Annotated in this window: 20 protein-coding genes; 13 read left to right on the forward strand and 7 right to left on the reverse strand. The window is 72.8% G+C overall.

Annotated elements, in window-relative coordinates; all coding sequences use genetic code 11:
- Positions 1 to 397: 397 nt before the first annotated feature.
- The 3 genes from JS756_RS20555 to zwf all read left to right on the forward strand — a co-directional run bounded on the left by JS756_RS20555 (position 398) and on the right by zwf (position 4054).
- The gene (locus JS756_RS20555; RefSeq protein ID WP_205384602.1) at positions 398 to 1231 is read left to right on the forward strand and encodes a universal stress protein; all 834 of its coding nucleotides are present in this window, start codon (positions 398 to 400) and stop codon (positions 1229 to 1231) included.
- Between the two features lie 324 nt (positions 1232 to 1555).
- Positions 1556 to 2587 (forward strand): phosphogluconate dehydrogenase (NAD(+)-dependent, decarboxylating), encoded by a 1032-nt coding sequence (gene gnd / locus JS756_RS20560; RefSeq protein ID WP_438817334.1) that lies wholly within the window; start codon positions 1556 to 1558, stop codon positions 2585 to 2587.
- Positions 2588 to 2590: 3 nt separating this feature from the next.
- Positions 2591 to 4054 (forward strand): glucose-6-phosphate dehydrogenase, encoded by a 1464-nt coding sequence (gene zwf / locus JS756_RS20565; RefSeq protein ID WP_307790841.1) that lies wholly within the window; start codon positions 2591 to 2593, stop codon positions 4052 to 4054.
- On the opposite strand, the gene JS756_RS20570 is transcribed toward zwf, so the two are convergent.
- Together JS756_RS20570 and JS756_RS20575 are read right to left on the reverse strand one after the other, a co-directional pair.
- Positions 4014 to 5060 carry a cytochrome d ubiquinol oxidase subunit II gene (locus JS756_RS20570; protein WP_205384603.1) on the reverse strand — a complete coding sequence of 349 codons (1047 nt, stop codon included), beginning with the start codon at positions 5058 to 5060 and terminating at the stop codon, positions 4014 to 4016. The two genes, zwf and JS756_RS20570, sit on opposite strands and share 41 nt — an antisense overlap.
- Entirely contained in the window at positions 5057 to 6448 is a 1392-nt protein-coding gene (locus JS756_RS20575) for a cytochrome ubiquinol oxidase subunit I (RefSeq protein WP_205384692.1), read from the reverse strand. Before JS756_RS20575 ends, JS756_RS20570 begins: the two co-directional genes overlap by 4 nt.
- A gap of 328 nt (positions 6449 to 6776) precedes the next feature.
- Here JS756_RS20575 and JS756_RS20580 point away from each other — a divergent pair, with 328 nt between their 5' ends.
- Entirely contained in the window at positions 6777 to 7520 is a 744-nt protein-coding gene (locus JS756_RS20580; protein WP_205384604.1) for an HAD family hydrolase, read from the forward strand.
- Positions 7517 to 9913, forward strand: coding sequence for a glycoside hydrolase family 65 protein (locus JS756_RS20585; RefSeq protein WP_205384605.1), 2397 nt, complete (start codon positions 7517 to 7519; stop codon positions 9911 to 9913). The genes JS756_RS20580 and JS756_RS20585 overlap by 4 nt, the downstream gene beginning before the upstream one ends.
- A 62-nt stretch (positions 9914 to 9975) precedes the next feature.
- On the opposite strand, the gene JS756_RS20590 is transcribed toward JS756_RS20585, so the two are convergent.
- The 4 genes from JS756_RS20590 to JS756_RS20605 all read right to left on the reverse strand — a co-directional run bounded on the left by JS756_RS20590 (position 9976) and on the right by JS756_RS20605 (position 14450).
- Positions 9976 to 11181, reverse strand: coding sequence for an ROK family protein (locus JS756_RS20590; protein WP_205384606.1), 1206 nt, complete (start codon positions 11179 to 11181; stop codon positions 9976 to 9978).
- Between the two features lie 13 nt (positions 11182 to 11194).
- A complete protein-coding gene (locus JS756_RS20595; RefSeq protein WP_205384607.1) occupies positions 11195 to 12475 on the reverse strand; it encodes a sugar ABC transporter permease in 1281 nt (426 codons plus the stop codon).
- Positions 12472 to 13248 carry an ATP-binding cassette domain-containing protein gene (locus JS756_RS20600; RefSeq protein WP_205384608.1) on the reverse strand — a complete coding sequence of 259 codons (777 nt, stop codon included), beginning with the start codon at positions 13246 to 13248 and terminating at the stop codon, positions 12472 to 12474. The genes JS756_RS20595 and JS756_RS20600 overlap by 4 nt, the downstream gene beginning before the upstream one ends.
- 116 nt (positions 13249 to 13364) lie before the next feature.
- Positions 13365 to 14450, reverse strand: coding sequence for a sugar ABC transporter substrate-binding protein (locus JS756_RS20605; RefSeq protein ID WP_205384609.1), 1086 nt, complete (start codon positions 14448 to 14450; stop codon positions 13365 to 13367).
- A gap of 486 nt (positions 14451 to 14936) precedes the next feature.
- On the opposite strand from JS756_RS20605, the gene miaB reads away from it, so the two are divergent.
- Together miaB and JS756_RS20615 are read left to right on the forward strand one after the other, a co-directional pair.
- On the forward strand, positions 14937 to 16463 hold the full coding sequence (gene miaB / locus JS756_RS20610; protein WP_205384610.1) for a tRNA (N6-isopentenyl adenosine(37)-C2)-methylthiotransferase MiaB: 1527 nt from the start codon (positions 14937 to 14939) through the stop codon (positions 16461 to 16463).
- Positions 16464 to 16650: 187 nt separating this feature from the next.
- Positions 16651 to 17358: a class III extradiol dioxygenase subunit B-like domain-containing protein gene (locus JS756_RS20615; RefSeq protein WP_205384611.1), complete on the forward strand. Its 708-nt coding sequence runs from the start codon at positions 16651 to 16653 to the stop codon at positions 17356 to 17358.
- Between the two features lie 103 nt (positions 17359 to 17461).
- On the opposite strand, the gene JS756_RS20620 is transcribed toward JS756_RS20615, so the two are convergent.
- Positions 17462 to 17731, reverse strand: coding sequence for an antitoxin (locus JS756_RS20620; RefSeq protein ID WP_205384612.1), 270 nt, complete (start codon positions 17729 to 17731; stop codon positions 17462 to 17464).
- 378 nt (positions 17732 to 18109) lie between these two features.
- On the opposite strand from JS756_RS20620, the gene miaA reads away from it, so the two are divergent.
- From miaA to hflX, 6 genes are all read left to right on the forward strand, one after another.
- Complete coding sequence (miaA, locus tag JS756_RS20625; RefSeq protein WP_205384613.1) at positions 18110 to 19048, forward strand: tRNA (adenosine(37)-N6)-dimethylallyltransferase MiaA; 939 nt, start codon at positions 18110 to 18112, stop codon at positions 19046 to 19048.
- Positions 19049 to 19156: 108 nt separating this feature from the next.
- A complete protein-coding gene (locus tag JS756_RS20630; protein ID WP_205384693.1) occupies positions 19157 to 19660 on the forward strand; it encodes a hypothetical protein in 504 nt (167 codons plus the stop codon).
- A 58-nt stretch (positions 19661 to 19718) separates the two neighbouring features.
- Complete coding sequence (gene dapF / locus JS756_RS20635) at positions 19719 to 20591, forward strand: diaminopimelate epimerase (protein WP_205384614.1); 873 nt, start codon at positions 19719 to 19721, stop codon at positions 20589 to 20591.
- A 662-nt stretch (positions 20592 to 21253) separates the two neighbouring features.
- Complete coding sequence (locus JS756_RS20640) at positions 21254 to 23389, forward strand: RelA/SpoT family protein (RefSeq protein ID WP_205384615.1); 2136 nt, start codon at positions 21254 to 21256, stop codon at positions 23387 to 23389.
- Between the two features lie 101 nt (positions 23390 to 23490).
- On the forward strand, positions 23491 to 24996 hold the full coding sequence (locus JS756_RS20645; protein WP_205384616.1) for a M1 family metallopeptidase: 1506 nt from the start codon (positions 23491 to 23493) through the stop codon (positions 24994 to 24996).
- Between the two features lie 132 nt (positions 24997 to 25128).
- Positions 25129 to 26622, forward strand: a complete 1494-nt coding sequence (gene hflX / locus JS756_RS20650) for a GTPase HflX (RefSeq protein WP_205384617.1) — start codon at positions 25129 to 25131, stop codon at positions 26620 to 26622.
- Positions 26623 to 26706: the final 84 nt, after the last annotated feature.

A 26706-nucleotide genomic window follows, 5' to 3' on the forward strand; every position in this document is an offset into this window, starting at 1 on the left:
GGCGGGCATCGCTCATATCACGGGTCGTAGGAGTATGTGCGGGTTTTGCCTCATGTGTGGGTCATGTGAATATTCGCGAGAGGTGGGGTGCCAGTCAAGAAGGAGGCGGGTGCCTCCGGCACCCCCTGTTCGGGCGGGTTGACAGTGCGGCGGCCGGCTGCCGACGGGGCGTGGACCCGGAGCCGGGGGCGCCCGCGGACCGGTCGGCTCGGGCCGGAACGGCGGGTCCCTCGGGGCGCACGCGGGGTGCGTCGTCCGGCGGGCGGTCCGGGATGGCCCGATCGGTAGGACCGAAATAGCATGATTTCCGGACGTCGTGGTCTCTCTGCGCGGGACTCCCAGGTCGGGCTCCGAAAACGGTCACCAGCGGAAGACCCCTACCGGAGGAGAAGCAGTCATGTCGGGACGCGTCGTGGTGGGAGTGGACGGCTCCGAGGAGAGCGTGGCGGCGGTGGACTGGGCTGCGGACGAAGCCGCGTCGCGGGGTGCCGAACTCCGTCTGGTGAACGCCTCGCTCTGGCAGGAGCACCCCGTCGTGGTGGCGGTCCAACCGGCCCGCGACGTGCTGGCCGAGCGCGCACAGGACCTGTTGGGCGCCATGACGGAGCGGGCCCGCTCCCGCCGGAGCACCCTCACCACCAGCACCGAGGAGATCGAGGACGCGCCCGGCACCGTGCTGCTGTCCGCCTCCGCCCACGCCGACCTCGTGGTGCTCGGCTCGCACGGCTTCAGCGTCGGAACGGGTTTCACGGCCGGTTCCGTGGGCCAGGCGGTGGCGGCGGAGTCGGACTGCCCCGTCGTCCTGGTGCGCGAGAGCACACCGGGGGAGGACGGCCCTGTCGTCGTGGGCCTGGACATCCTGTCGCCCGGCGAGGAACTCCTGGACTTCGCCTTCGCCTTCGCGGCCCGGCACTCCGTGCCCGTCCGCGTCGTCCACACCTGGCACCTGGGCCCCCTGCACCCGCACGGCGGAAGCACGGGCGAACAGGCGGGCATGGCGGCACTGAGCGAGGCGGTGCGGTCCTTCCGCGAGCGCTTCCCCGAGGTCAAGGTGGAGCTGGTGGCCACCGCCGGACGCGCGGCCGGCCACCTGATCCAGGCCGCGACCGGATCGACGATGGTGGTCGTCGGTCGCCGCCGCCGGCACGAGTTGCGCGGCCACATGGGGGCCGTCACCCACGCCGTCATCCACCACGCCGCCGGCCCGGTGGCCGTCGTCCCGCACACCTGACCCGCCGGCCCTCGGGCCACGGACATGCGGGCACCGGCGAAAGCGCGTGTACTGGAAGGGCAGGACGCCCCGAGGAGATCGGACCGCTGCCCATGACCGACTCGGCCGCAGGGGCGCGGCGGACCGGACGCGGACCTCCCCTCCCCACCGCAGCGGGAGCGACCGGGAGCCCCCGCCCGCCCGCGCATCCGTGACGCCCCGGCGCCTTTCCGCCCACGGACGCCCCCACACCGCGGCACGCGGAAGCGGACACGGCCCCCGGACCGTGCCGCGACCACCTCGACCCGGCGTCACCACGGCGCCTCGCACCACGGGGAGGCAGACATGACCACCGACACCCCCATGCAACTCGGCATGGTCGGACTCGGACGCATGGGCGCGAACCTCGTGCGCCGGCTCATGCGCGACGGCCACAGCTGCGTGGCGTACGACCTCGACGCGGACGCCGTCGGAGAATTGGCACGCGAGGGCGCCACCGCCGCGTCCTCGCTGAAGGACCTCGTCGGCAGGCTCGGCCGGCCGCGCACCCTCTGGCTCATGGTGCCCGCGGGCGTAGTGCAGCCCACCGTCGACGAACTGGCCGGGATGCTCGACCCCGAGGACATCGTCATCGACGGCGGCAACTCCTACTACCGGGACGACATCACCCGCGCGGAGCAACTGCGCCCACACGGCGTCCACTACGTGGACTGCGGCACCTCCGGGGGCGTATGGGGCCTGGAACGCGGATACTGCCTGATGGTCGGCGGGGACCGGGAGGCGGTCCTGCGCCTCGACCCGCTCCTGCGCACCATCGCCCCGGGTGCGGGCAGCGCGGAACCCACGCCCGGCCGGACCGCGACGACCGGCACCGCCCCCGACGGCTACCTGCACTGCGGGCCCAACGGCGCCGGCCACTTCGTGAAGATGGTCCACAACGGAGTGGAGTACGGGATGATGGCCGCCATCGCCGAAGGGCTGAGCATCATCGAGCACGCCGACGCGGGACTGCGCGACCGCACGGTCGACGCCGAGACCGCCCCGCTGCGCGACCCCGACGCCTACGCCTACGACATCGACGTCGCCGAGGTCGCCGAGGTGTGGCGGCGCGGCTCCGTCGTCGGCTCCTGGCTCGTCGACCTGGTCGCCGACGCGCTGGCCCGGTCGCCGGAGCTCGGCGGATTCGCGGGCCGGGTCTCCGACTCCGGGGAGGGCCGCTGGACGGTGCAGGCGGCGGTCGACGAGAGCGTGCCCGCACCGGTGATCACCGCGGCGCTCTACGAGCGCTACGCCTCGCGCGGACTGGGCGAGTTCACCGGCAAACTGCTGTCGGCGATGCGCGGCGAGTTCGGCGGGCACGCCGAGAAGGCGGGCTGAACCGTGACGCAGCCGGACCCGACCCGCACCGCGCCCCCGGAGGAGCGACCGGACCCCCATGTGATCGTGCTCTTCGGCGCGACCGGCGACCTCGCCCGCCGCAAACTGCTGCCGGGACTGTTCCACCTGGCGGTCGCCGGGCTGATGCCCGAGCACTACCGGGTGGTCGGCTCCGCGCCCGCCGCCGTCGCCCTCGGCGACGACGAGTTCCGCGAGCACGCCCGCGACGCGGTGGCCGAGTTCGGCCGCTCGAAGCCGCAGGGCGAGGCGTGGGAGGCGTTCGAGGCGACCCTCGGCTTCGGCGCCGCGGACCCCGAGGATCCGCAGCCGCTGCTGGACGCCGTGCGCCGGGCGGAACAGGCCCTCGGCGGCCGTCCGCGCAGGCTCTTCCACCTGGCCGTGCCCCCGGCCGCCTTCTCCTCCGTCGTCGGCCTGCTCGGCGACACGGGACTCGCGCAGGACGCGCGCGTGATCGTGGAGAAGCCGTTCGGCACCGACCTGCCGTCCGCCCGGGCCCTGAACGCCACCGTCCACGCCGTCTTCGACGAGTCGCGGGTCTTCCGCATCGACCACTTCCTCGGTAAGGAGTCGGTCGACAACATCCTGGCGCTGCGGTTCGCCAACGGCCTGGTCGAGCCCGTCTGGAACCGCAACCACATCAGCCACGTCGTGATCGACGTGCCGGAGAGCATCGGCATCGAGGGCCGGTCCCGCTTCTTCGAGGGCACCGGCACCTTCCGGGACATGATCGTCACTCATCTCTTCCAGCTCATGGGCTTCGTGGCGATGGAACCGCCGACCTCTTTGAGGGCCCAGGCGCTGCGGGACGAGAAGGAGAAGGTCTTCCAGTCCCTGCGGGCGCTGGACCCCGCCCACGTCGTCCGCGGCCAGTACACCGGCTACCGCGACGAACCGGGGGTGGACCCCCACTCCGACACCGAGACCTTCGTGGCCCTGCGGGCCGAACTGGACAACTGGCGGTGGGCCGGCGTGCCCTTCTTCCTGCGGTCCGGCAAGTCCCTCGCCGAGGGCCGGCACCTGGTGACCCTGGGCTTCCACGAGCCGGTGCTGCGCATGTTCCCGCTGGACGCGGGCCACGGCTCCGGTCGGCGCGCCAACGAATTGGTGATCGACTTCGACGATCCCGGCGGCATCACGGCCCGCTTCCTCGCCAAGGAACCCGGGCCCGCACTGCGGCTGGAGAACGCCGAGATGGTCTTCCGGTACGCGGGTTCGTACGACCAGCAGTTCGCGCTGGAGGGGTACGAGCGGCTGATCCTCGACGCCATGCTGGGCGACCAGTCGCTGTTCACCCGCGCGGACGGCATCGAGCGGCTCTGGGAGGCGGCCACCCCCCTGCTGGACGACCCGCCGCCCGTCGAGCCCTACGCGCCCGGCTCCTGGGGGCCGGACTCGATCCGACGGCTCATCGCTCCGTACCGGTGGAGTCCTCAGGATCCCCGCTGACCACCGGGTCCGGCTCCAGCTCGCCCCGGCTCTCCAGCCGGTAGAGCAGCACCAGCGCCGGGCCCACCAGCACCACCGCGACCAGGGAGACGATCACCAGCCACCCCATCGTGGCTCGGGCGCCCGCCCCCTCGGCCACGGTCAGCGACGTCGGAAGCAGGTACGGACGCTGGGCCAGACCCCAGGCGACGACCACCGCGCCGACCGAGCCCACGGCCGCCGCCCGGGTGAACTGGGTGGGGGCGCCGCGCACCAGGAGCCAGGCGGCGGCCAGCGCGCAGACCCCGGCCACGCACACCAGGGCCAGCCCCGGCCCGCCCGTCAACCGCTCGTGCACGTACGGCGCGTCGTCCCGGGTCAGCGCGATCCCGATACCGGCCAGCACCGCGAGCGCCAGCAGCGTGACCAGGGCACGCCGCCGGAAGTAGTCGACCAGGTCCGGGGTACCGTAGGTGCGGGCGTCCCCGGACAGGAAGACCGCCCCGAGGAAGGCCGCGGCGGCCACCGTCATCAACCCCGTCAGCACCGAGGTGGGGTTGGTCCAGGCCGAGACCGAGGCGGAACCGCCCGGCGCGACCCGGCCCGAGGCGACGCCCCCCACCGCGGCGCCGAAGAAGTACGGCGTCAGGACCGAGGCGACGGCGAAGGCGGCACCGAACAGGCGCCGTTCGGCCAGCCGCCGGGTCGGCTTGCGGAGGGCGAAGCCCGCGCCGCGCAGCACCAGCCCCATGGCGGCCAGCGTCAACGGCAGCCAGAGCACGCTGAACACCGCCTGGAACATGACCGGGAAACCGGTCCACATGACCACCAGGACGAAGACCAGCCAGACGTTGTTGACCTCCCACACCGGCGCGACCGCATGGTCGATCAGCGCGCGCGGACGGTCCCCGCGCCGTGCCCCGCCGGCGAGCAGGTCCCAGAATCCGGCGCCGTAGTCGGCGCCGCCCCCGCAGGCGTAGGCGGCCACGGCCAGTACCAGCACCCAGGCGACGGCGTCGGCGATCACCGGCGGCCTCCCGGGAGGTGCCGCGGGCGGGGCCCGTAGGGGGCGGCGTGTTCCGGTGCCTCGCCGGCGGCCGGCCGGGCACCCTGCCGGACCCCGGTGCGCTCGTCCCTCAGACGCCAGCGGGCGCGCATCCGCAGCAGGACGGCGACGAACACCGCCAGCAGGGCGACGTAGCCGAGGACGACCACCCCCATCACCGCCCACAGGGTGCCGGCGGACGTGGTGGTGACCGCCTCCGACACCCGCATGTACCCGTAGACGATCCAGGGCTGGCGGCCGACCTCGGTGGTGATCCAGCCCGCCTCGACGGCGATCAGGCAGGCGGCGCCGGCTCCGGCGGCGGCCCGCAGGAACCAGCGGGACCGCGACGGATCGCGGTGCCGCCACCGGGCCCAGGCGTACCAGAGCGCGAGGAGCATCAGCACGCTGCCGATCAGGACCATCACGTCGAAGGCCGTGTGCACGAGGGTCGCCTGACCCGTGGTCGGCCGGTCCTCCGCCGGTACCGACGTCAGTCCGGTCACCTCGGTGCTGGGGCTGAAACCGGCGAGCACGGAGTCGAGTTGGGGGATTCTGATGCCTCCGGACACCGAGCCGTCCGGGTTCAGCCGCCCGAAGATGTACTCGGGGACGTGCGTGCCGGTCCGCCAGACCAGCTCCGTCGCCGCGAACTTCACCGCCTGCTGGTGGAAGACGGACCGCGCGATGAAGTCGCCGAGGAAGAGCTGCACCGGGGTGAGCACCGCGGCGGCCGTGAACGGAACCGTGAAGCCCAGCCGGTGGTAGCGGTCCCGGCGCCCCCGCAGCATCCCGGTCGCGTAGACGCCCGCCACGACGAACCCGGCGGTCATGAACATTCCCACCACGAAATGCCAGTACTCGGGCCCGAACATCGGGGTGAACACCGCCGCGCGCACGTCGACGCCGACGGGGTCGCCGTTCGCGTCGAGCCGGAAGCCGCGGGGGGTGTTCATCCAGGAGTTCGCCGCCAGGATCCCGAACGCCCCCAGCAGCGCGACGAAGGGCAGCGGCACACCGAGCGCGAAATGGGTCCACGGCCGCAGCCGGCGCCACCCGTAGAGGTAGACCGAGATCAGCACGGCCTCCAGGAAGAACGCCCACGCCTCGACGCCGAACCCGAGCCCGAAGACGTCCCCCCAGCGCCCCATCAGCCCGGGCCACAGCAGCCCGAACTCGAAGGACAGCACGGTCCCGGTCACCACACCCACCGCGAACTGCACGGCCATCACCGCCGACCAGCGGCGGGCCAGCAGCATGGCCACCGGGTCGTCACCGCGCAGGGCCCGGTAGTGCATCAGCAGGGTGACGAAGGGCAGGGCGACGCCGAACGGCACCAGCAGAATGTGGGTGCCGAGGCTGAAGGCCATCAGCTCCCGGGCCGGCAGCAGCTGCGCCGGGTCCGCTGCCAGCAGCAGTACGGCCCCTGTCACCGGTGCCGCCCCGTACCGCGCACGGCCCCGCGGCGCGCGGGGCGTGGCGACGGGACACCTGCGTGCTCCGCGCGATCGTCCACCGTGAGGTCCTCCCGTGAGGTGAGCCGTCGCCCTCACCCAAACACTGGACGGCCCGAGGAGGGGCGCTCACGCGGCGGCATTGCTCCGGATGCCGCTGAGACCTCGATCGAGCGGGTTCCTCCCGGCCCGCCCGGCGGCGCCCGGGCGGCGCGGTCCGCCGCGCGCTTCTAGCCTGGGAGACATGTTGGGGCTTCCTGATCACGTACGGGCCTGTCTGTTCGACCTCGACGGCGTCCTCACCCGGACCGCGAAGGTGCACGCCGCCGCCTGGAAGGAGATGTTCGACGGATATCTCCGCGACCGCGCGGAGCGCGAGGGCACCGCGTTCGTGCCCTTCGACGCGGTCGACGACTACGACGCGTACGTGGACGGGCGACCCCGCGCGGACGGGGTGCGCACCTTCCTCGCGTCGCGCGGGGTGCAACTGCCCGAGGGGACGCCGGACGACCCGCCGGAGGCCGAGACCGTGACCGGTCTGGGCACCCGGAAGAACATCCTGGTGCTGCGCCGGATCCGCGAGGAGGGCGTGGAGCCGTACGAGGGCTCGGTCGCCTTCGTCCACGCGGTGCGGAAGGCCGGTCTGGCCTGCGCGGTGGTGTCGTCGAGCGCGAACTGCCGGGACGTCCTGGTGGCGGCCGGTATCGAGGACCTGTTCGACGAGCGGATCGACGGCATCACGGCGCGCGACCGCGACCTGCGCGGGAAACCCGACCCGGACACCTATCTGGAGGCGGCCCGGGACCTGGGCGTGGAGCCGGGCGCCGCCGCCGTGTTCGAGGACGCCCTGGCCGGCGTCGAGGCCGGGCGGGCGGGACGTTTCGGGGTGGTCGTCGGGGTCGACCGGGTGGGCCAGGCGGAGCAGCTGACGGCGCACGGAGCGGACGTCGTCGTCCGTGACCTGGCCGAACTCCTGGACGCACGATGATCACCCACTCCTGCTTCACGGTCGAGCCGTGGTGTCTGCGCGAGACGGAACTCAACCTGGACCTGCTCGCCCAGAGCGAGTCGGTGTTCGCGCTGTCGAACGGGCACGTCGGGTGGCGCGGGAACCTCGACGAGGGCGAGCCCCACGGGCTGCCAGGCGCCTACCTCAACGGCGTGTACGAGCGGCACCCGCTGCCGTACGCGGAAGCCGGCTACGGCTATCCGGAGTCCGGCGAGACCATGATCAACGTCACCGACGGCAAGGTCGTCCGGCTGCTGGTCAACGACCACCCGTGCGACCTGCGCTACGGGCGGCTGCTGGAGCACGAGCGGGTGCTGGACTTCCGCACCGGTGTGCTCAGCCGCACCGCGCGGTGGACCACGCCCGGAGGCCAGACCGTCCGCATCCGCTCGCGCCGGCTGGTGTCCTTCACCCAGCGGGCGGTGGCCGCCGTGGTCTACGAGGTCGAGCCGGTCCACGGCACGGTCACGGTCGCGGTCCAGTCCGAACTCGTCGCCAACGAGCAACTGCCGCACGTCGAGGGGGACCCGCGGGTCGCGGCGGTGACCGGCTCCCCGCTCGTGGCCGAGGAGCACTTCGCGCAGGAGACCCGGATGCGGCTGGTGCACCGCACCGGCGTCAGCGGGCTGCGGGTGGGAGCGGCGGCCGACCACCTCGTCGAAGGCCCCGAGAGCACACGTTGGACGTCGCAGAGCGAGCCCGACGTCGTCCGTCTGACGGTGACCGCGGACCTGAAGCCCGGGCAGCGGCTGCGGCTCGTCAAGTTCGTCGCCCACGGCTGGTCCGGGCAGCGCTCCCTGCCGGCCGTGCGCGATCAGGTCGAAGGGGCGGTGGCGGCCGCGGTCAGCGCCGGCTGGGAGGGACTCGCCGCCGAACAGCGCCACTTCCTGGATCGGTTCTGGGCCGGGGCCGACGTCGAGGTGGAGGGGGACGCGCAGATCCAGCAGGCGGTGCGGTTCGCCCTGTTCCACGTCCTGCAGGCGGCGGCCCGCGGGGAGCAGCGGGCGATCCCCGCGAAGGGCCTGACCGGAACCGGGTACGACGGTCACTCCTTCTGGGACACCGAGTCCTATGTGCTGCCGGTGCTCTCCCTCACCGCGCCGCAGGCCGTCGGCCCGGTGCTGAAGTGGCGGCACCGGACCCTGCCGGCGGCCCGGGAACGCGCGCGCCTGCTCGGGCTGGAGGGGGCGGCCTTCCCCTGGCGGACGATCAACGGAGCGGAGTGCTCGGCCTACTGGCCCGCCGGAACCGCGGCCTTCCACGTGAACGCCGACATCGCCCGGGCCGCGGTCCGGTACGTCATGGTCAGCGGCGACGAGGAGTTCGAGCGCGCCGAGGGGCTGGACCTGCTCGTGGACACGGCCCGGCTGTGGCGTTCCCTCGGCCACCACGACCCGGAAGGCGTCTTCCACATCGACGGGGTCACCGGACCCGACGAGTACAGCGCCGTCGCCCGGGACAACCTGTACACCAACGTCATGGCCCGGCAGAACCTGCTGGCCGCGGCGGACGCGGCCACGCGCCATCCGGACCGGGCCGAGGAACTCGGCGTCGACGACGAGGAGACGGCCGCCTGGCGGGACGCCGCGGCCCGCATGGCGATCCCGTACAACGAGACCCTGGGCGTGCACGAGCAGTCGGCGGGATTCACCCGCCTCCAGCACTGGGACTTCGAGCAGACCCCGTCCGACCACTACCCGCTCCTGCTGCACTACCCCTACTTCGACCTGTACCGCAAGCAGGTGGTGAAGCAGGCCGACCTCGTGCTGGCGATGCTGGAGTGCCCGGACGCCTTCACCGACGAGCAGAAGGCACGCAACTTCGCGTACTACGAGGCGCTGACCGTCCGCGACTCCTCCCTGTCCGCGTGCTGCCAGGCGGTCCTCGCCGCCGAGACCGGACACCTGCGGCTGGCCTACGCGTACCTCCGCGAGGCGGCGCTGATGGACCTGGAGGACCTGGAGCACAACACCCGCGACGGGCTGCACATCGCCTCACTGGCCGGTACGTGGATCGCCGTCGTCGTCGGCCTGGGCGGCCTGCGCCGGCACGCCGGCGAGGAGGGGAACCCCGACCGACTGGGCTTCGCCCCCCGCCTGCCCGAGGCGCTGTCCCGGGTGGTGTTCACCGTGACGGTGCGCGGGCGCAGGCTGAAGGTGGACATCGGCCCCGACGAGGTGCGCTACGTCCTGGTGGAGGGCGAACCCCTGGTGGTGCTGCACCACGGGGAGCCGGTGACGGTGGCCGCCGGCGCACCGGTGCAGCGCCCGGTGCCCCACCTCCCCGCCGGCCCCGAGCCGCAGCAGCCCCGTGGCCGCCGCCCCATCGGCCTGACCGACGGACAGGAACCCGGGGGAGAGCCGCAGGACTGACGCCCTCTCCTGCCCGCGGGAAGGAGACTCCGGTCCGTACCGCTGCGCGGTACGCCCTCGGGCTACGCGCCGGCGCGGGCCAGCGTCTCCAGAGGACCGACCAGCATCTCGGAGAAGGCGAGTTCGGCGGCTCCGATCAGCACCGCGTCGTCGCCGAGTTCCCCCACACGCAGCCGCAGGTTCTCCCGGGAGGCCGCGAGGGCATGGCGGTTGATGCGGCTGCGGATCTGGGCGGCGGAGCCGAGGAACACCTCGCGGAGCGTCCCCCCGAAGACGACGGTGCGTGGGTTGAACACGTTGACCAGGTTGGCGACACCGATGCCGAGCCAGTCGCCGACGTCGTGCAGGGCGGCCCGGGCGGCGACGTCGCCCCGGTCGGCCGCTTCGACGACGGCGCGTACGGCGTCCCTGCCGGTGGCCGCGGGGTCGCGTTGCGCGGCCTCCAGCAGGGCGCGCTCACCGGCCTCGGCCTCGAGGCAGCCCCGCGCTCCGCAGCCACAGGGCCTGCCCTCGTACGGGTTGACGACCATGTGCCCGATCTCGCCGCCGTATCCCTGGTCGCCGCCCAGCAGCCGGCCGCCCGTGACGATCCCGCCACCGATGCCGATGTCGCCGTGCAGGTACACGAGGTCCTGGCAGCCGGTCGCGACTCCCCGCAGATGCTCCGCGAGCGCACCGAGGCTGGCCTCGTTCTCGACCGAGACGGGCAGACCGAGGTCCAGCCGGCGCACGAGGTCCTCGCCGAACTCCTCGTCCTCCCAACCGCTGTAGGGGGCGGTACGGACGAGGCCGTCGGGCCGCCGCACCATCCCGCGGACCGCTGCGGCCACGCCGACGCAGGACGTTCCCTTCGGCGCGGTGCCCACCATCTCCAGCGCGGAGGCGGCGAGGGCCTCGGCCACCTTGCCCGCGTCGTGACCGCCGGGAGGCACGGGGATCTCCCTGCGGTCGAGGAAGACACCGCCCAGTCCGATGCGTGCGACGGCCAGCCGGTCCACGCCCACGTCGAAGGCGAGGACGTACGCGCGGTCGGACTCGGTCCGTACGACCAGGGACGGCCGGCCCGCCCTGCCGGTCTCGCGGGGCAGTCCCTCACGGACCAGGCCGACCGAGGCCAGCTCGCTGACCAGACCCAGGATCGTGCTGCGGTTGAGACCCATGCGCTCGGCCAGGGCGGTCCGTGACAGGGAGCCGCCGATGTGCACGTGACGGAGCAAGGTGCCGAGATTGTGCCGGCGGATCTCTTCCTGCGAGGGACCGGCTTTCATGGAGCCCCAGACCTCATCGTTGTACGGCCCGGCGACGGGACAGGGCATCCACGCCTGCGGCCACCAGCAGAACCGAACCCGTGACAGCGTACTTGACCCCGGAGCTGTACCCCATCAGGCCCATACCGTTCTGGATGACCGCGACGACCATGCCGCCGAGCACGGCGTCCACCACTCGCCCGCGTCCGCCGAACAGGCTCGTCCCACCGATCACCGCGGCGCCGACCGCCAGCAGCAGCACGTTGCTGCCACCGGTGTTGGGGTCGACCGAGTTGCCCCGCGAGGCGGCGATGATGCCGCCGACCGCGGCCAGGGACGAGCAGATGACGAACGCGGAGACACGGATGGCGGCCACGTCGATGCCGGCCCGGCGGGCCGCCTCGGCGTTGCCGCCCACCGCGTACATGTGCAGGCCGAACGAGGTGCGCTGGAGCAGGAAGGTGCCGGCGACGAGCAGAACGGCGATGACCGGCACCACGATCGGCACGCCCCTGAGCGAGTCGACGATGACGTTGCGGCTGCGCTCCTGGTTGAGCAGGTGGACGGCGATCGCGCCGAGCACCGCCAGACCCCCGATCCTGACGGCGAGCAGGGCGAGCGGGGCGGTGGTGAGCCCGCGATGCCGGCGGTTGCGGTTCTGCCGCAGTTGTATGGCCGCGTACACCGCCACGCCGACGGCGAGCAGCAGCCAGCCCAGCGCGGGCGAGAGGTTGTCGTTGGCGACGGCCAGGATCGTCCGGTCCCGGATGGAGATGTTGGTGCCTTCCTTGAGGAGCATCAGCACGATGCCCTGGAACCCGAGGAAGGCGGCCAGGGTGACCACGAACGAGGGGATGCCGACCTTCGCCACCAGCAGGCCGAGCAGCAGGCCGATCACCGTGCCGGTGAGGATCGCCGCACCGACGGCGCCGTACCAGGGCCAGCCCTGGTCGGTGAGCAGGATGGCCAGGACGGCGGCGCAGACCCCGCTGGCGTACCCCGCGGACAGGTCGATCTCGCCGAGGAGGAGGACGAAGACCAGGCCCATGGCGATGGCGATGCTGCCCGCGCCCTGGGTGAGCAGGTTGGCGAAGTTCAGCTCGGACAGGAAGACCGGGCGCAGGGCGGCGAAGAACACGCACAGGACGATCAGGCCGAGCACGGCGGGAAGGGCGCCCAACTCGCCTCCGCGTACCCGTTCGGCGTAGGTACGGGCGACGGAGCGCAGGCTCGCGGTCCCGGCCTCCTCGTTCTTCTTCGACGCGCCGGAAACACCCGGCAGCTCCGGCTTCTCGGGGGTGACGGCGGCGGTCATGCGGTGGCTCCGTTGCTGTGGGCGAGGCCGAGGTCCCCGCTGCGGCCTGAGGTGATGAGTTCGACGACCTGGGAGTGTGTGACGTCCGAGGTGCTGACCTGGGCGGCCATCCGGCCCAGGTAGAGGGCGGCGATCCGGTCGGACACCGCGAAGACGTCGTTCATGTTGTGCGAGATCAGGACCACGGCGAGGCCGTTGTCGGCCAGTCGCCGGACCAGTTCGAGGACCTGTGCCGTCTGGGCGACACCGAGCGCGGCGGTCGGCTCGTCCAGGATGACGACCTTGCTGTTCCACAGCACGGCCTTGGCGATGGCCACCGTCTGCCGTTGGCCGCCGGAGAGGCTGGAGACCTGCTGGCGGATGGACTTGACGGTGCGGACCGACAGCCCTTCGAGGGTCTTGGCGGCCATCTCCTCCATCGTCGCGTCGTCCAGCACGAGGCCCCGGCGTCGCTCGCGGCCGAGGAACATGTTCTGCACGATGTCGAGGTTGTCGCAGAGCGCCAGGTCCTGGTAGACGATCTCGACCCCCAGGGCCGCCGCGTCACGCGGGCTGTGCACCTGCACCTGCCGGCCTTCGCACCAGTACTCGCCCCCGTCGATCGGGTGGATCCCGCCGATGCACTTGACCAGGGTCGACTTGCCGGCGCCGTTGTCGCCGACGAGGGCGGTCACCTCCCCCGGGTGGACGGTGAAGGACACGTCGTGCAGGACCCGCACGGATCCGAAACTCTTGTCGATTCCGCGCAGTTCGAGGATCGGGGTCGCTGTCATGGAGGACGGCTCCTTGTTGTCGTGAGGTCGCGGGGCCCGGGAAGGTGGGAGCCCGGGGCCCGCGGTCGGGCCGGCCGGCCGGACGCGGGGAATCGGTCCGGCCGGTCGGTCGGGGGCTACTTGATGCCGGCCTCGGCGCACAGGGCGGCGTACTTGCCCGTGCACAGCTCTTCCGCGGTGACGAAGCCGTCGTCCACGACGTCCTTGACGTTGTCCTTGTAGATGGCCACCGGCGTCTCCAGCACGGCCGCCACCTCGCGCTTGCCCTCGGGGTCCTCGACGGTCGCGTTCGTCTCGCCCTTCTCGCCCTTGGCCAGCGAGATGGCGAGCTTCGCGGTGGCGTCCGCCTCCTTCTTGACCGCCTTGTAGACGGTCATGCACTGGTCGCCCGCGAGGATGTTCTGCAGGCCCTGCACGGTGGCGTCCTGGCCGGTGACCGGGACCTGGCCGTTGCGGTTCTGCTTGCGCAGGACGGCGATGGCCGCGTTGCCGAGACCGTCGTTGGCGGCGAGCACGCCGCCTGTCCTGGGCTCGCTGGTGAGCATCTGCTCGAAGATGGTGCCGGCCTGGGCGTTGTCCCAGTCCGGGACGGACTGGTCGGGGCCCTTCACGTAGTCGCCCGACTTGTACTTGGGGTCGAGGACGCTGTTGTAGCCCTGGGCGAAGAGGGTGGCGTTGTTGTCGGTGGGAGAGCCGTTGAGCGTGGCGACGATCGGCTTCTCGGCCTTCATGTCGCTCAGGCACTTGCCGAGGCCCTCGCCCTGCAGCTTGCCGACCTGGGTGTTGTCGAAGCTCACGTAGTACTGGGCGGACCCGCCGAGGGTGAGCCGGTCGTAGTCGATGGTGGCCACGCCCTGCGCCTTGGCCTTGTCCAGAACGGCCTTGCCGGTGCCGCTGTCCAGGTTCACGATCACCAGGACGTTCACGCCGTTGGTGATCATCTGGTCCGCGATGGTCTGGAACTCCTGCTTGTCGCCCTGCGCGTTCTGGATGTCGTAGTCGACGCCCGCGGCCTTGAACGCCTCGGAGAGGTACTTGCGGTCCGCGGTCTCCCAGCGGGCCGAGGACTTGCTGTCCGGGAGGATCACGCCGATCTTCGGCCCGGCATCGGAGTTGCTGCTGTTCGAGGACGAACCGCCACAGGCGGTGAGTGAGCTGACCAGCGCCGCCGAGGCAGCGGTGAGGAGGAGTCCCTTGCGCATGGGCAGGGTCCTTTCTGGTGTGACGACCGGACGAGCGGACGCACGGGGGCGGTGAGGAGGAAGGAGGAGAGCGCGCACTCGGGAGATCCGCCGGTACTCGGGTGACCCCCCCCGGCTGAATGTTGTGAGCGGGAACTTACGGCGCTCCTCGGCTCGGGCGCCAGAGGGTGGCGGCACCTTTTTGTCATCCCCCATTACAATTAGGTGACGCCGCCGAAACACGGCGGACGCGCGGCCTCTTGCGTGCCGTTCACCCGCGGACGGTGTGCGCTCGCGCGGTGGCCGTGTCCGCGCAGATGACCGAGCGCCGCACGCACCCGGCCGCCTCTCGGCAGACAGAGGGGCGACGACAACCCCCGCTCGGCTCCGGCAGCCGGCGACCCGGTGACGCGCAGGCGCGCGTCCGCGGGGGAACGACGCCTCTCCGGCGGACCCTGCGCAGGAGCGCTTGGACGGGCGCCTCCACGGACCGCCTACCCTTGAGCCATGACCAGCAGCAGTGACCGGAGCGCGGCAGTGGACGTTCGATCATCCAAGACGTACGAAGTCCGGACCTACGGGTGCCAGATGAACGTCCACGACTCCGAGCGATTGGCCGGGCTGCTGGAGGACGCCGGCTACGTCCGCGCCCCGGAGGGCTCGGACGGCGACGCGGACGTCGTCGTCTTCAACACCTGCGCCGTGCGGGAGAACGCCGACAACCGCCTGTACGGAAACCTGGGCCGCCTCGCGCCGAGGAAGGCGTCGCGCCCCGGGATGCAGATCGCGGTCGGCGGCTGCCTCGCGCAGAAGGACCGCGACACCATCGTGAAGAGGGCGCCCTGGGTGGACGTCGTCTTCGGCACGCACAACATCGGCAAGCTGCCCGTCCTGCTGGAGCGCGCCCGCCTCCAGGAGGAGGCGCAGGTCGAGATCGCCGAGTCGCTGGAGGCCTTCCCCTCGACGCTGCCGACCCGGCGCGAGAGCGCCTACGCGGCCTGGGTCTCCATCTCCGTCGGCTGCAACAACACCTGCACGTTCTGCATCGTCCCCGCGCTGCGCGGCAAGGAGAAGGACCGGCGGCCCGGCGACATCCTCGCCGAGATCGAGGCGCTGGTCGCCGAGGGTGTCAGCGAGATCACCCTCCTCGGGCAGAACGTCAACGCCTACGGCTCCGACATCGGCGACCGGGAGGCGTTCAGCAAGCTGCTGCGGGCCTGCGGGAACGTCGAGGGCCTGGAGCGCGTCCGCTTCACCTCCCCGCACCCGCGCGACTTCACCGACGACGTGATCGCCGCCATGGCCGAGACGCCGAACGTGATGCCGCAGCTGCACATGCCGCTGCAGTCCGGTTCGGACACGGTCCTGAAGGCGATGCGCCGCTCCTACCGGCAGGAGCGCTACCTCGGCATCATCGAGAAGGTCCGCGCCGCCATCCCGCACGCCGCGATCACCACCGACATCATCGTGGGCTTCCCCGGCGAGACCGAGGAGGACTTCGAGCAGACCCTGCACGTGGTCCGCGAGGCCCGGTTCGCGCAGGCGTTCACCTTCCAGTACTCCAAGCGGCCCGGCACCCCCGCCGCCACCATGGAGGACCAGATCCCCAAGGAGGTCGTGCAGGCGCGCTACGAGCGCCTCGTCGCCCTTCAGGAGGAGATCTCCTGGGACGAGAACAAGAAGCAGGTCGGCCGGACCCTGGAGCTGATGGTCGCCGAGGGCGAGGGCCGCAAGGACGACGCCACCCGCCGCCTGTCCGGGCGGGCCCCCGACAACCGCCTGGTCCACTTCACCCGGCCCGAGCAGGAGGTCCGCCCCGGCGACGTCGTCACCGTCGAGGTGACCTACGCCGCTCCGCACCACCTGCTCGCCGAGGGCCCGGTGCTGGACGTCCGCCGGACGGCTGCGGGTGACGCCTGGGAGAAGCGCAACGCGGCCGAGACGGCGAAGCCCGCGGGCGTGATGCTGGGCCTGCCGCGGGTCGGCGCGCCCGAGCCGCTGCCGGTCGCGTCCAGCGGCTGCGGCTGCGACTGACGGGCCGCCGTACCCCGGTCGTGCGACGGCGGAGGACCGCCGCGCGACCCGTCGGTCCGCGTGCGTCGGTCCGAGAACGCCGCGGCGCACACCCCCGTCCGGACCGGCGGCCCGGCGGCGCCCGGCCCCACGGACCCGCCCGTCGCCGGGTGACGGACGCCCGCCGTGGGGCGTTACCCTGCCGATCATGCTTGTCGCCGCCGCCGTCTGCCCTTGTCCGCCCCTGCTCGTGCCCGACGTGGCCGCGGGTGCAGCGCCCGAGCTCGACGCCGCCCGCACCGCCTGTGCGGACGCACTGGGCGTGCTGGCCGCCGCCCGGCCCGACCGGCTCGTGGTCGTCGGACCGGCCGAGGAGGGCGGCACGTACGGCGAGGGGGTGCCCGGGTCGTTCCGGAGCTTCGGCGTGGCCCTCGACGTGACGCTGGGGCGGGACACCGGGCAGCGTGGCGGGCCTGCGCTGCCCGCGTCGCTCGCCGTCGCCGCCTGGTTGCTGCGGCGGGTCGACTGGACCGCCGCCCCGGTCGAGGCCCTCGCCGTGGCGCAGACCCTGCCGCCCGCCCGGTGCGCCCGCACGGGCCGGGAGATCGCCGAGGCCTCCGAGCGGGTCGCGCTGCTGGTGATGGGCGATGCCAGCGCGCGCCGCACGCTCAAGGCACCGGGTTACCTGGACGAGCGTGCCGCGCCCTTCGACGCCCTCGCCGCCCGGGCGCTGGGCTCGGCGGACGGGGCGGCCCTCCGGGCGATGGACGTGGGCCTGGCCCGTGAGCTGAAGGTGTCCGGCCGCGCCCCGTGGCAGGTGCTCGCCGGTGCCGCGGAGGAAGCGGGGCTCTCCGGAGCGCTGCTCCACGAGGGCGCCCCGTACGGTGTGGGCTACCTCGTGGCGACCTGGTCGTAGCGCCGATCAGCCGCCACGCCGCGGACAGGCCGGAGCGCTCGGAGCGGGTCTTGGGCGCCGAACCGGTCGATGCACCCGCGGGGCCGCACGGGCCCGCGGGGCCTCAAGAGGTCGGCGGGGGTCCCTCCGGGGGTGTGAAGGTGTCGTCCCCCGCTCCAGGGCCGGGCTTGTGCGCGAGCCGGTCCATGGCGTGCTTCGCCTTCCCGGTGCCCGACTCGATCCTGTCGCTGTGCTTGCCCCCGGTCTTCTCGTCGGCGGCCTTCGCAGCCCGGTCCAGACCCTGGTCGATCTTGTCCCCGTGCTGCTGCGCGAGGTCGGAGACCTTGTCCCTGGCCGGGTTCAGCCTGGCCTTCAGGTTGTGCAGCAGACCCATGGGTCACCTTCCCTGTTCCCGGACCCCTGTCTGGGGCGGTGCGGCGGTGCGGGGCGGGTCCGCCTCCGTCGCCCGCCCGCCGTCGGCACCCACGTCTCCGCCGCCCGGTGCCGGACCGCGGTCACCGCCCGCTCCGAGGCGCCCGGCGCCCCTCTACGGCCGACGACGTGCGAAGAGAAGTGGCGAAAGTGCCCGTAACACCTTCATACGGTACTCGCGCGGCGGGCTTCCCGCCCCTCCCGCACCCACCCGCCCCCGGGCCTTCGGTCCGCGGCCCGCAGGGGCGGCGCGCGCACGCCGCACCGGGCGGCGAAGCGGCGCCGGCCACGGCACGCGACCCGTTCGAGGGCACCCCGCCGGGTTTGCGAGACTGGTCCGGTGACCAGCGCAGCTCTCGCCCCCCGCGTCATCGCCGTCGTCGGCCCCACCGCAGCCGGAAAGTCCGATCTCGGCGTCTTCCTGGCCCAGCAGCTCGGCGGCGAGGTCGTCAACGCCGACTCCATGCAGCTGTACCGCGGGATGGACATCGGCACCGCCAAACTGACGCCCGAGGAACGGGGCGGCGTCCCGCACCATCTGCTCGACGTCTGGGACGTCACCGTCACGGCGTCCGTCGCCGAGTACCAGCGCCTGGCCCGGGCCCGCATCGACGCGCTCCTCGCCGAGGGGCGCTGGCCGGTCCTCGTCGGCGGCTCCGGCCTGTACGTCCGCGGTGCCGTGGACAACCTCGAGTTCCCCGGCACGGACCCCGAGGTGCGCGCCCGACTGGAGGGCGAGCTCGCCCGGCACGGCTCCGGCGCCCTGCACGCCCGGCTGGCCGCCGCCGACCCCGAGGCCGCACGCGCGATCCTGCCCGGCAACGGCCGCCGCGTCGTCCGGGCGCTGGAAGTGATCGAGATCACCGGCAAGCCGTTCACGGCGAACCTGCCCGGACACGAGTCCGTCTACGACACCGTCCAGATCGGCGTCGACGTGGCGCGCCCCGAACTCGACGAGCGCATCGCCCACCGCGTCGACCGGATGTGGGAGGCCGGGCTCGTCGACGAGGTGCGCGCCCTGGAGGCGCGGGGGCTGCGTGAGGGACGCACGGCGTCGCGCGCACTCGGCTACCAGCAGGTGCTCGCGGCGCTCGCCGGCGGATGCACGCTCCAGGAGGCGCGGGACGAGACCGTCCGTGCCACCAAGCGCTTCGCGCGCCGTCAGGATTCGTGGTTCAGGCGCGATCCGCGGGTGCACTGGTTGAGTGGGGCCGCCGCGGACCGCCGGGAACTTCCGAAGTCGGCGCTGGCGTTGATCGAACGACCGGTTACAGCCTGATCACGTCATGGCATCGGGACGCCCAGGCCGTCATCCGGGCCTCCTGGACCATGCCATCATCGACCTTCGATCGACCAAGTGGAGTCCGAGTTGGGAGGGCGCGTGGCGATGGAGGCCGGCCCTCGCGACACCGCACAAGACACCGAGCCCGTCACCACCGACAGCGGTGAACCGGAGCGGGACGGCGGTTCGCTGGGCCCCGACGGGCTCGACGAGACCGAGGGCGGCATGACCGCCGACGGCCCCGAGCCGGAGGAGATGTTCTCCTCCGGTCCCGAGGTCGAGGTCGAACTGCGCCCGCAGCGCCGGCTGCGGATCTGGCAGCTCGCCCCCATCGTGGCCCTCGCGGCGACCGGCTCCCTGATGTTCGCCTTCCCGCTCGCCTTCGACTTCGGCGACAGCGGGGCCGTGATCGCCATGCTGGGGCTGCTGATCTGCTCCTGCGCGGCCGGCTGGGGCATGATGGCCGCCCGCAGGGTCGGCTACACCTGGCCGGGCCTGCCGCAGCGGGGCTCCGGCCGCCGCCCGGACTGGCGGGTCGTCCTCGCCTACGTCGTCGTCCTCGCCGCGGTCGTCGTCCTCGCCGTGTGGCGGGTCGCACGGCTGCGCTGACCGCGGACGTCCTCCCCGCGCACGCCGGGACGCCGTGCCCACGGCTTACGATCGACGCATGAGCACGCGGATCGCCTTCCTCAAGGGTCACGGCACCGAGAACGACTTCGTGATCGTCCCGGACCCGGAGAACGCCGTCGACCTGCCCCCCGCCGTCGTCGCCGCCCTGTGCGACCGCCGCGCCGGCATCGGCGGCGACGGCCTGCTGCACGTGGTGCGCTCCGCCGCGCATCCCGAGGCGCGCCACATGGCGGCCGACGCGGAGTGGTTCATGGACTACCGCAACGGCGACGGCTCGATCGCCGAGATGTGCGGCAACGGCGTCCGCGTCTTCGCCCGCTACCTCCTGCACGCCGGACACGCCACCGAGGGCGACCTCTCCGTCGCCACCCGCGGCGGTGTGAAGACCGTGCACATCGCCAAGGACGGTGACATCACCGTCGGCATGGGCAAGGCCCGGCTCCCCGAGGGCGAGGTCACGGTCAGCGTCGGCGAGCGCAGCTGGCCCGCGCGGAACGTGAACATGGGCAACCCGCACGCCGTCGCGTTCGTCGACGACCTGGCACACGCCGGGACCCTCTACGACGCGCCGCCCTTCAGCCCCGCCTTCGCCTACCCGGACGGGGTCAACGTCGAGTTCGTGGTCGACCGCGGTCCCGCCCACGTCGCCATGCGCGTCCACGAGCGCGGCGTCGGCGAGACCCGCTCCTGCGGCACGGGGGCGTGCGCGGTCGCCGTCGCCACCGCCCGCCGCGACGGCGCCGACCCCGCGGTCACCGGCAGCCCGGCCACCTACACGGTCGACGTGCCCGGCGGGCGCCTGGTGATCACCGAGCGCCCGGACGGCGAGATCGAGATGACCGGCCCCGCGGTGATCGTCGCCGAGGGCGAACTCGACCCGGAGTGGCTGGAGAACGCGCAGCGCCGCTGACGCTCCGAGAGACGTCGCCGCGTGCACGTCGCCCCGTGCGGCGTCGTCCGTCCGCGGCACCGCCGGGGCCGGGTGCGCACGCGATTCCCGCACCCCACCCAGGGCGGCGTCGCTCCGCGGCGGACCTCATCCGGCCGGCCCAGCCCCTCACCCCGCCCGGAGCGACACGGGGCAGCGGACGTCCGGCCGGGGCCCTCCGTTCCGCGGAGTCCCGGGCCGTGCCGCCTCCGCGCGGCGGCCTCAGCGCCCCAAGCGGCCCATCGCGCTCGTTCCCTTCCGCCCGGGCAGCCGGCCCGCCGTGTCGGGGTCGCCGTCCGGGCCTGGCCGCCCGCAGCGCGCGACGCCACCGTGCGCCGAGGCGCCTCGCGGGCGGGGGTGCCCCGGGCGCCGGCGCGCCGCCTCGGCGGCGCTGCACCCGGGAGGGCGACCGCCCCGACGGCCCTTCGCGTCGCAAACCGCTCAAGTGGCGGTCGCGCTCAAACCGCAAACGCCCTCACCGTCGCTCGAATGGGTGATCCGTTTCACGCTCGGCGAGAGGCGGTCGGTTGCAGGTGATGGGCTCGGTAGCATCAAGCACCGGCTCGGACGGGGGACCCGCCATCCCCTGAGCCGTGTCCGCCATGGGGCACCCCGTCCGCCGGTCCACGCAGCCGGAGGTGCTCATGAGTGCGGAGGCCACGAACCCCGCCACCCCGGGTCCGGTCACCGGCCCGACAGCACGCTGGCGGTCGCGGATCGATCTGCGCCGCCTCGGCCGGGCGGCACTGCTCGGTCCCACCGCACGCGACCGGCTGCCCGATGCCATCAGCCACGTCGTCGACGCCCACCGCGCCCATCACCCCGACGCGGACCTCGAACCGCTGCGCCGCGCCTACCTGCTGGCCGAGTCCTCGCACCGCGGCCAGATGCGCAAGAGCGGCGAGCCGTACATCACGCACCCGCTCGCCGTGACCCTGATCCTCGCCGAACTCGGCGCCGAGACCACCACGTTGACGGCGTCCCTGCTCCACGACACCGTCGAGGACACCGAGGTGACGCTGGATCAGGTGGGCGAGCAGTTCGGCGAGGAGGTGCGGTACCTCGTCGACGGAGTCACCAAGCTGGAGAAGGTCGACTACGGCGCCGCCGCCGAGCCCGAGACGTTCCGCAAGATGCTCGTCGCCACCGGCAGCGACGTCCGGGTGATGTCGATCAAGCTCGCCGACCGGCTGCACAACATGCGCACCCTCGGCGTCATGCGCCCCGAGAAACAGGCCCGCATCGCCAAGGTGACCCGGGACGTCCTCATCCCCCTCGCCGAACGCCTCGGTGTGCAGGCCCTCAAGACCGAACTCGAGGACCTCGTCTTCGCGATCCTGCACCCCGAGGAGTACCAGCACACCCGGGACCTGATCGTCGAGAACGCCTCCCGCACCGACGACCCTCTCGCGGAGATCGCCGACGAGATGCGCGACGTCCTGCGCGAGGCCGACATCCCCGCCGAAGTCGTCATCAGGCCCCGCCACTTCGTCTCCGTCCACCGCGTCGCACGCAGACGCGGACAACTGCGCGGCGCCGACTTCGGCCGCCTGCTGGTGCTGGTGAACGAGGACGCGGACTGCTACGCCGTCCTCGGTGAACTGCACACCTGCATGACGCCCGTCGTCTCGGAGTTCAAGGACTTCATCGCCGTACCCAAGTTCAACCTCTACCAGTCGCTGCACACCGCCCTCGCCCGCACGGACGGGCAGATCGCCGAGACACTGATCCGCACCCACCAGATGCACAAGGTGGCCGAGGCCGGTGTCGTCGCCCTCGGCAACCCGTACGCGCCCGCGTCCGACGATCCCGCCGAGGGCGAACGCGTCGACCCCACCCGGCCCGGCTGGCTGTCCCGCCTGCTGGACTGGCAGGAGGCGGCGCCCGACCCCGACACCTTCTGGTCCACGCTGCGCGCGGACCTCGCCCAGGACCGCGAGATCGCCGTCTTCCGGCCCCAGGGCGGGGCCCTGGGCCTGCCCGAGGGGGCGACCTGCGTGGACGCCGCGTACGCCCAGTACGGCGATGACGCGCACGCGTGCCTCGGCGCCCGGGTGAACGGCCGCCTGGCGACCCTGAGCACCGTGCTGCGCGACGGCGACACCGTCGAACTCCTCATGGGTCAGGACCCGGCCGCCGAGCCCTCCCGGGAGTGGCTGGAGCACGCCCACACACCCGCCGCGCGCATCGCCATCCAGCGGTGGCTGGCGGCGCACCCGGCCCCCGACAGACCCGAGGACCCGCCCGGGGACGCCGCCGAAGTGCCCCGGCCCACCGCCGAGCCGCCCGCCGCCCGCCCAGGGAGCGGCCCGCTCGCCGCCCGGCCCGGGGCCAACGCCGTCGTCGAACGGCCGGGGGCGGCCGTTCGCCTCGCCGGCTGCTGCACTCCCGTACCGCCGGACCAGGTCACCGGCTTCGCCGTGCGCGGCGGAGTGGTCACCGTGCACCGCGTCGGGTGCCCCGCCGTGGTGCGGATGAAGAGCGCCGGGCGGGCGGAGATCGGTGTGCGCTGGGGCGACGCCACCGAGTGCCGCGTCACGCTGGTCGCCGAATCGTTCGGCCGTCCGCACCTGCTCGCCGACCTCACCGAGGCCATCGCCCTGGAAGGCGCCGAGATCGTCTCCGCCACCGTCGAATCCCCCACCCAGCAGCGGGTACGCCACACCTACACCCTCCAACTCCCCGACGCCGCCCACCTCCCCGTGCTCATGCGCGCCATGCGGAACGTCCCCGGCGTGTACGACGTGAACCGCAGCCAGCACCGCCTGTCCGCACCCTGAGCACCCGGCGCCGCACACCCGCCCCGCACACCGGCACTCGTTCGGGTGGGCCGGGCGCGCGCCGCCGCAACCGGTGGGGCGCGCGCTGGTAGCCGTGGTGCATGCTGCTCACCCTCCGTGATCTCCGCGCCACCCGGCGTCGCCCCGGCCCCCGCCGGGTGAAGGCGGTCCTGCTCGCCGCCGCTCTCAGCACCTGCCTCGTCGCCGCCGACGCACCCCCGGCCCCGCTGGGCGTCGGCGACCGCCTCTTCCCCCAGCTGGGCAACCCCGGCTACGACGTGGCGTCCTACGACCTGTCCTTCACCTACTCCGGCGACAACAGCGAGCCGCTGAAGGCGGTCACCACGATCGACGCGTGGACGACGGCCCCGCTGGAACGGGTCAACCTCGACTTCGCGCACGGCGACGTCGAGTCCGTCGAGGTCGACGGCGAGCCCGCCGCGTTCGCCGGCGCCGGCGAGGACCTCGTCGTCACCCCCGCCCGGCGCCTGCCCGGCGGCCGCTGGATGCGGATCACCGTGCGCCACACCAGCGACCCCACACCGGACACCGGCCGGGACGGCGGCTGGGTGCGCACCGCGGACGGCCTCGCCATGGCCAACCAGGCCGACGCCGCCCACCTGGTCTTCCCGTGCAACGACCACCCCTCCGACAAGGCGATGTTCACCATCCGGGTCACGGCACCCGAGGGCTACACCGCCGTCGCCAACGGACTGCCCGCCGGCGCGGAGCGGGTCGGCCGCACGACGACCTGGACCTACCGCACCCAGCACCCCATGGCGACCGAGCTCGCCCAGGTCTCCATCGGCCGCTCCAGCATCCCTCGCCGCACCGGCCCGCACCGCCTGCCCCTGCGCGACGTGGTGCCCGTCAAGGACCGGGCGAGGCTCGAACGCTGGCTGAAGAAGACGCCCGACCAGATCGCCTGGATGGAGAGCAAGGTAGGACGCTACCCCTTCGAGACGTACGGCCTGCTCATGGCCGAGGCGGACACCGGCTTCGAACTGGAGACCCAGACGCTCTCCCTCTTCGAGAGCGACCTGTTCACCGAGCCGGCCTACCCCGAGTGGTACGTCGACTCGATCATGGTGCACGAGCTGTCCCACCAGTGGTTCGGCGACAGCGTCAGCCCCCGCACCTGGTCCGACCTGTGGCTCAACGAAGGACATGCCACCTGGTACGAGGCCCTGTACGCCGAGGAGCACGCCGACCGGCCCCTGCAGGCCCGCATGAAGGCCGCCTACTCCGTCTCCGACCGCTGGCGGGCGGCCGGCGGCCCCCCGGCCGCGCCCGAGCCCCCCGCCGCGGGCCAGAAGATCGGCATCTTCCGCGCGAACGTCTACGACGGCGCCGCACTCGTCCTGTACGCGCTGCGCCAGACGATCGGCCGGCCCGCCTTCGAACGCCTGGAGCGGGTGTGGGTCCGGGAGCACCGGGACTCCACCGCCTCCACATCCGACTTCGTCCAGCTCGCCTCCGACATCTCGGGCCGCGACCTGAGCAGCTTCTTCCGCGCCTGGCTGTACGGCGCGACCACCCCGCCGATGCCGGGGCACCCGGACTGGACGTCCACGGGGCCCGGCAAGGCCGCCGGAGCCCGGCGATAAGGCGGTGACGGGACGGGGCGCGCCGTGCGACCATCATCAGGTCGGCGCCGCACGGCCACGGGAATCCCACGGGACGCTCGTGCGTTGTGCACCATGAACGCCACACACGGAATCCATCGACGTAAGGACCCAATGACCTCCACTTCTTCCCCTTCCCAGGACAGCAAGCGCCTCGCGCAGGACTACCCCGAGGGCCTTCGGGCCGATGCCCTGATGGAAGAGGACGTCGCCTGGAGCCACGCGATCGACGGTGAGCGGGACGGCGACCAGTTCGACCGCTCCGAGCGCGCGGCACTCCGCCGCGTGGCGGGTCTGTCCACCGAGCTCCAGGACGTCACCGAGGTCGAGTACCGCCAGCTGCGGCTGGAGCGGGTCGTGCTCGTCGGCGTATGGACATCTGGCACCGCGCAGGACGCCGACAACTCCCTCGCCGAACTGGCCGCCCTCGCGGAGACCGCGGGCGCCCTCGTCCTCGACGGCGTGATCCAGCGCCGCGACAAGCCGGACGCCGCCACGTACATCGGCTCCGGCAAGGCCGACGAGCTGCGCGACATCGTCCTCGAATCGGGCGCCGACACCGTCATCTGCGACGGTGAGCTCAGCCCCGGCCAGCTGATCCACCTGGAGGACATCGTCAAGGTCAAGGTCATCGACCGGACGGCCCTGATCCTGGACATCTTCGCCCAGCACGCCAAGTCCCGCGAGGGCAAGGCGCAGGTCGCGCTCGCGCAGATGCAGTACATGCTGCCGCGACTGCGCGGCTGGGGTCAGTCGATGTCCCGGCAGATGGGCGGCGGCAAGGGCGGCGGCCTCGCCACCCGAGGCCCCGGTGAGACCAAGATCGAGACGGACCGGCGCAGGATCCGCGAGAAGATGGCGAAGCTGCGCCGGGAGATCGCGGACATGAAGACCGGCCGCGACGTCAAGCGCAAGGAGCGCAAGCGCCACAAGGTGCCGTCCGTGGCCATCGCGGGCTACACCAACGCGGGCAAGTCCTCCCTGCTCAACCGGCTCACCGGCGCGGGCGTGCTGGTCGAGAACGCCCTGTTCGCGACCCTCGACCCGACCGTGCGCCGGGCCGAGACGCCGAGCGGCCGGCTGTACACCCTGGCCGACACCGTCGGCTTCGTGCGGCACCTGCCGCACCACCTGGTCGAGGCGTTCCGCTCCACCATGGAGGAGGTCGGCGAGTCCGACCTGATCCTGCACGTGGTGGACGGCTCCCACCCCGACCCGGAGGAGCAGCTGGCGGCCGTGCGCGAGGTGATCAGGGACGTCGGCGCCACCGACGTGCCCGAGATCGTCGTGATCAACAAGGCGGACGCGGCCGACCCGCTGGTGCTCCAGCGACTGATGCGGATCGAGAAGCGGTCCCTCGCCGTCTCGGCCCGCACCGGCCAGGGCATCGCCGAACTGCTCGCGCTGATCGACAGCGAGCTGCCCCGCCCGGCCGTCGAGATCGAGGCACTCGTGCCGTACACGCACGGCAGGCTGGTCGCCCGAGCCCACGACGAGGGCGAGGTGATCTCCGCGGAGCACACGGCGGAGGGCACGCTCCTCAAGGCCCGGGTCCACGAGGAACTGGCGGCGGAACTGGCGCCCTACGTGCCGGCCCCGCTCGCCTGACGCACCACCGGCAAGGGCCCGCCCCCGCTTCACCGCGGGGGCGGGCCCTCGTCATGCCGTCACTTCGCCCTTCCGACGCCGACC

The organism is Streptomyces actuosus (assembly GCF_016921115.1).
Lineage (GTDB): Bacteria > Actinomycetota > Actinomycetes > Streptomycetales > Streptomycetaceae > Streptomyces > Streptomyces actuosus_A.

Coding starts and splice junctions, on each gene's coding strand:
- JS756_RS20555 (WP_205384602.1), top strand. CDS start 398: ATGTCGGGACGCGTCGTGGTGGGAGTGGACGGCTCCGAGGAGAGCGTG.
- gnd (WP_438817334.1), top strand. CDS start 1,556: ATGACCACCGACACCCCCATGCAACTCGGCATGGTCGGACTCGGACGC.
- JS756_RS20575 (WP_205384692.1), bottom strand. CDS start 6,448: ATGGCCTTCAGCCTCGGCACCCACATTCTGCTGGTGCCGTTCGGCGTC.
- JS756_RS20580 (WP_205384604.1), top strand. CDS start 6,777: ATGTTGGGGCTTCCTGATCACGTACGGGCCTGTCTGTTCGACCTCGAC.
- JS756_RS20585 (WP_205384605.1), top strand. CDS start 7,517: ATGATCACCCACTCCTGCTTCACGGTCGAGCCGTGGTGTCTGCGCGAG.
- JS756_RS20590 (WP_205384606.1), bottom strand. CDS start 11,181: ATGAAAGCCGGTCCCTCGCAGGAAGAGATCCGCCGGCACAATCTCGGC.
- JS756_RS20595 (WP_205384607.1), bottom strand. CDS start 12,475: ATGACCGCCGCCGTCACCCCCGAGAAGCCGGAGCTGCCGGGTGTTTCC.
- JS756_RS20600 (WP_205384608.1), bottom strand. CDS start 13,248: ATGACAGCGACCCCGATCCTCGAACTGCGCGGAATCGACAAGAGTTTC.
- JS756_RS20605 (WP_205384609.1), bottom strand. CDS start 14,450: ATGCGCAAGGGACTCCTCCTCACCGCTGCCTCGGCGGCGCTGGTCAGC.
- miaB (WP_205384610.1), top strand. CDS start 14,937: ATGACCAGCAGCAGTGACCGGAGCGCGGCAGTGGACGTTCGATCATCC.
- JS756_RS20615 (WP_205384611.1), top strand. CDS start 16,651: ATGCTTGTCGCCGCCGCCGTCTGCCCTTGTCCGCCCCTGCTCGTGCCC.
- JS756_RS20620 (WP_205384612.1), bottom strand. CDS start 17,731: ATGGGTCTGCTGCACAACCTGAAGGCCAGGCTGAACCCGGCCAGGGAC.
- JS756_RS20630 (WP_205384693.1), top strand. CDS start 19,157: ATGGAGGCCGGCCCTCGCGACACCGCACAAGACACCGAGCCCGTCACC.
- dapF (WP_205384614.1), top strand. CDS start 19,719: ATGAGCACGCGGATCGCCTTCCTCAAGGGTCACGGCACCGAGAACGAC.
- JS756_RS20640 (WP_205384615.1), top strand. CDS start 21,254: ATGAGTGCGGAGGCCACGAACCCCGCCACCCCGGGTCCGGTCACCGGC.
- JS756_RS20645 (WP_205384616.1), top strand. CDS start 23,491: ATGCTGCTCACCCTCCGTGATCTCCGCGCCACCCGGCGTCGCCCCGGC.
- hflX (WP_205384617.1), top strand. CDS start 25,129: ATGACCTCCACTTCTTCCCCTTCCCAGGACAGCAAGCGCCTCGCGCAG.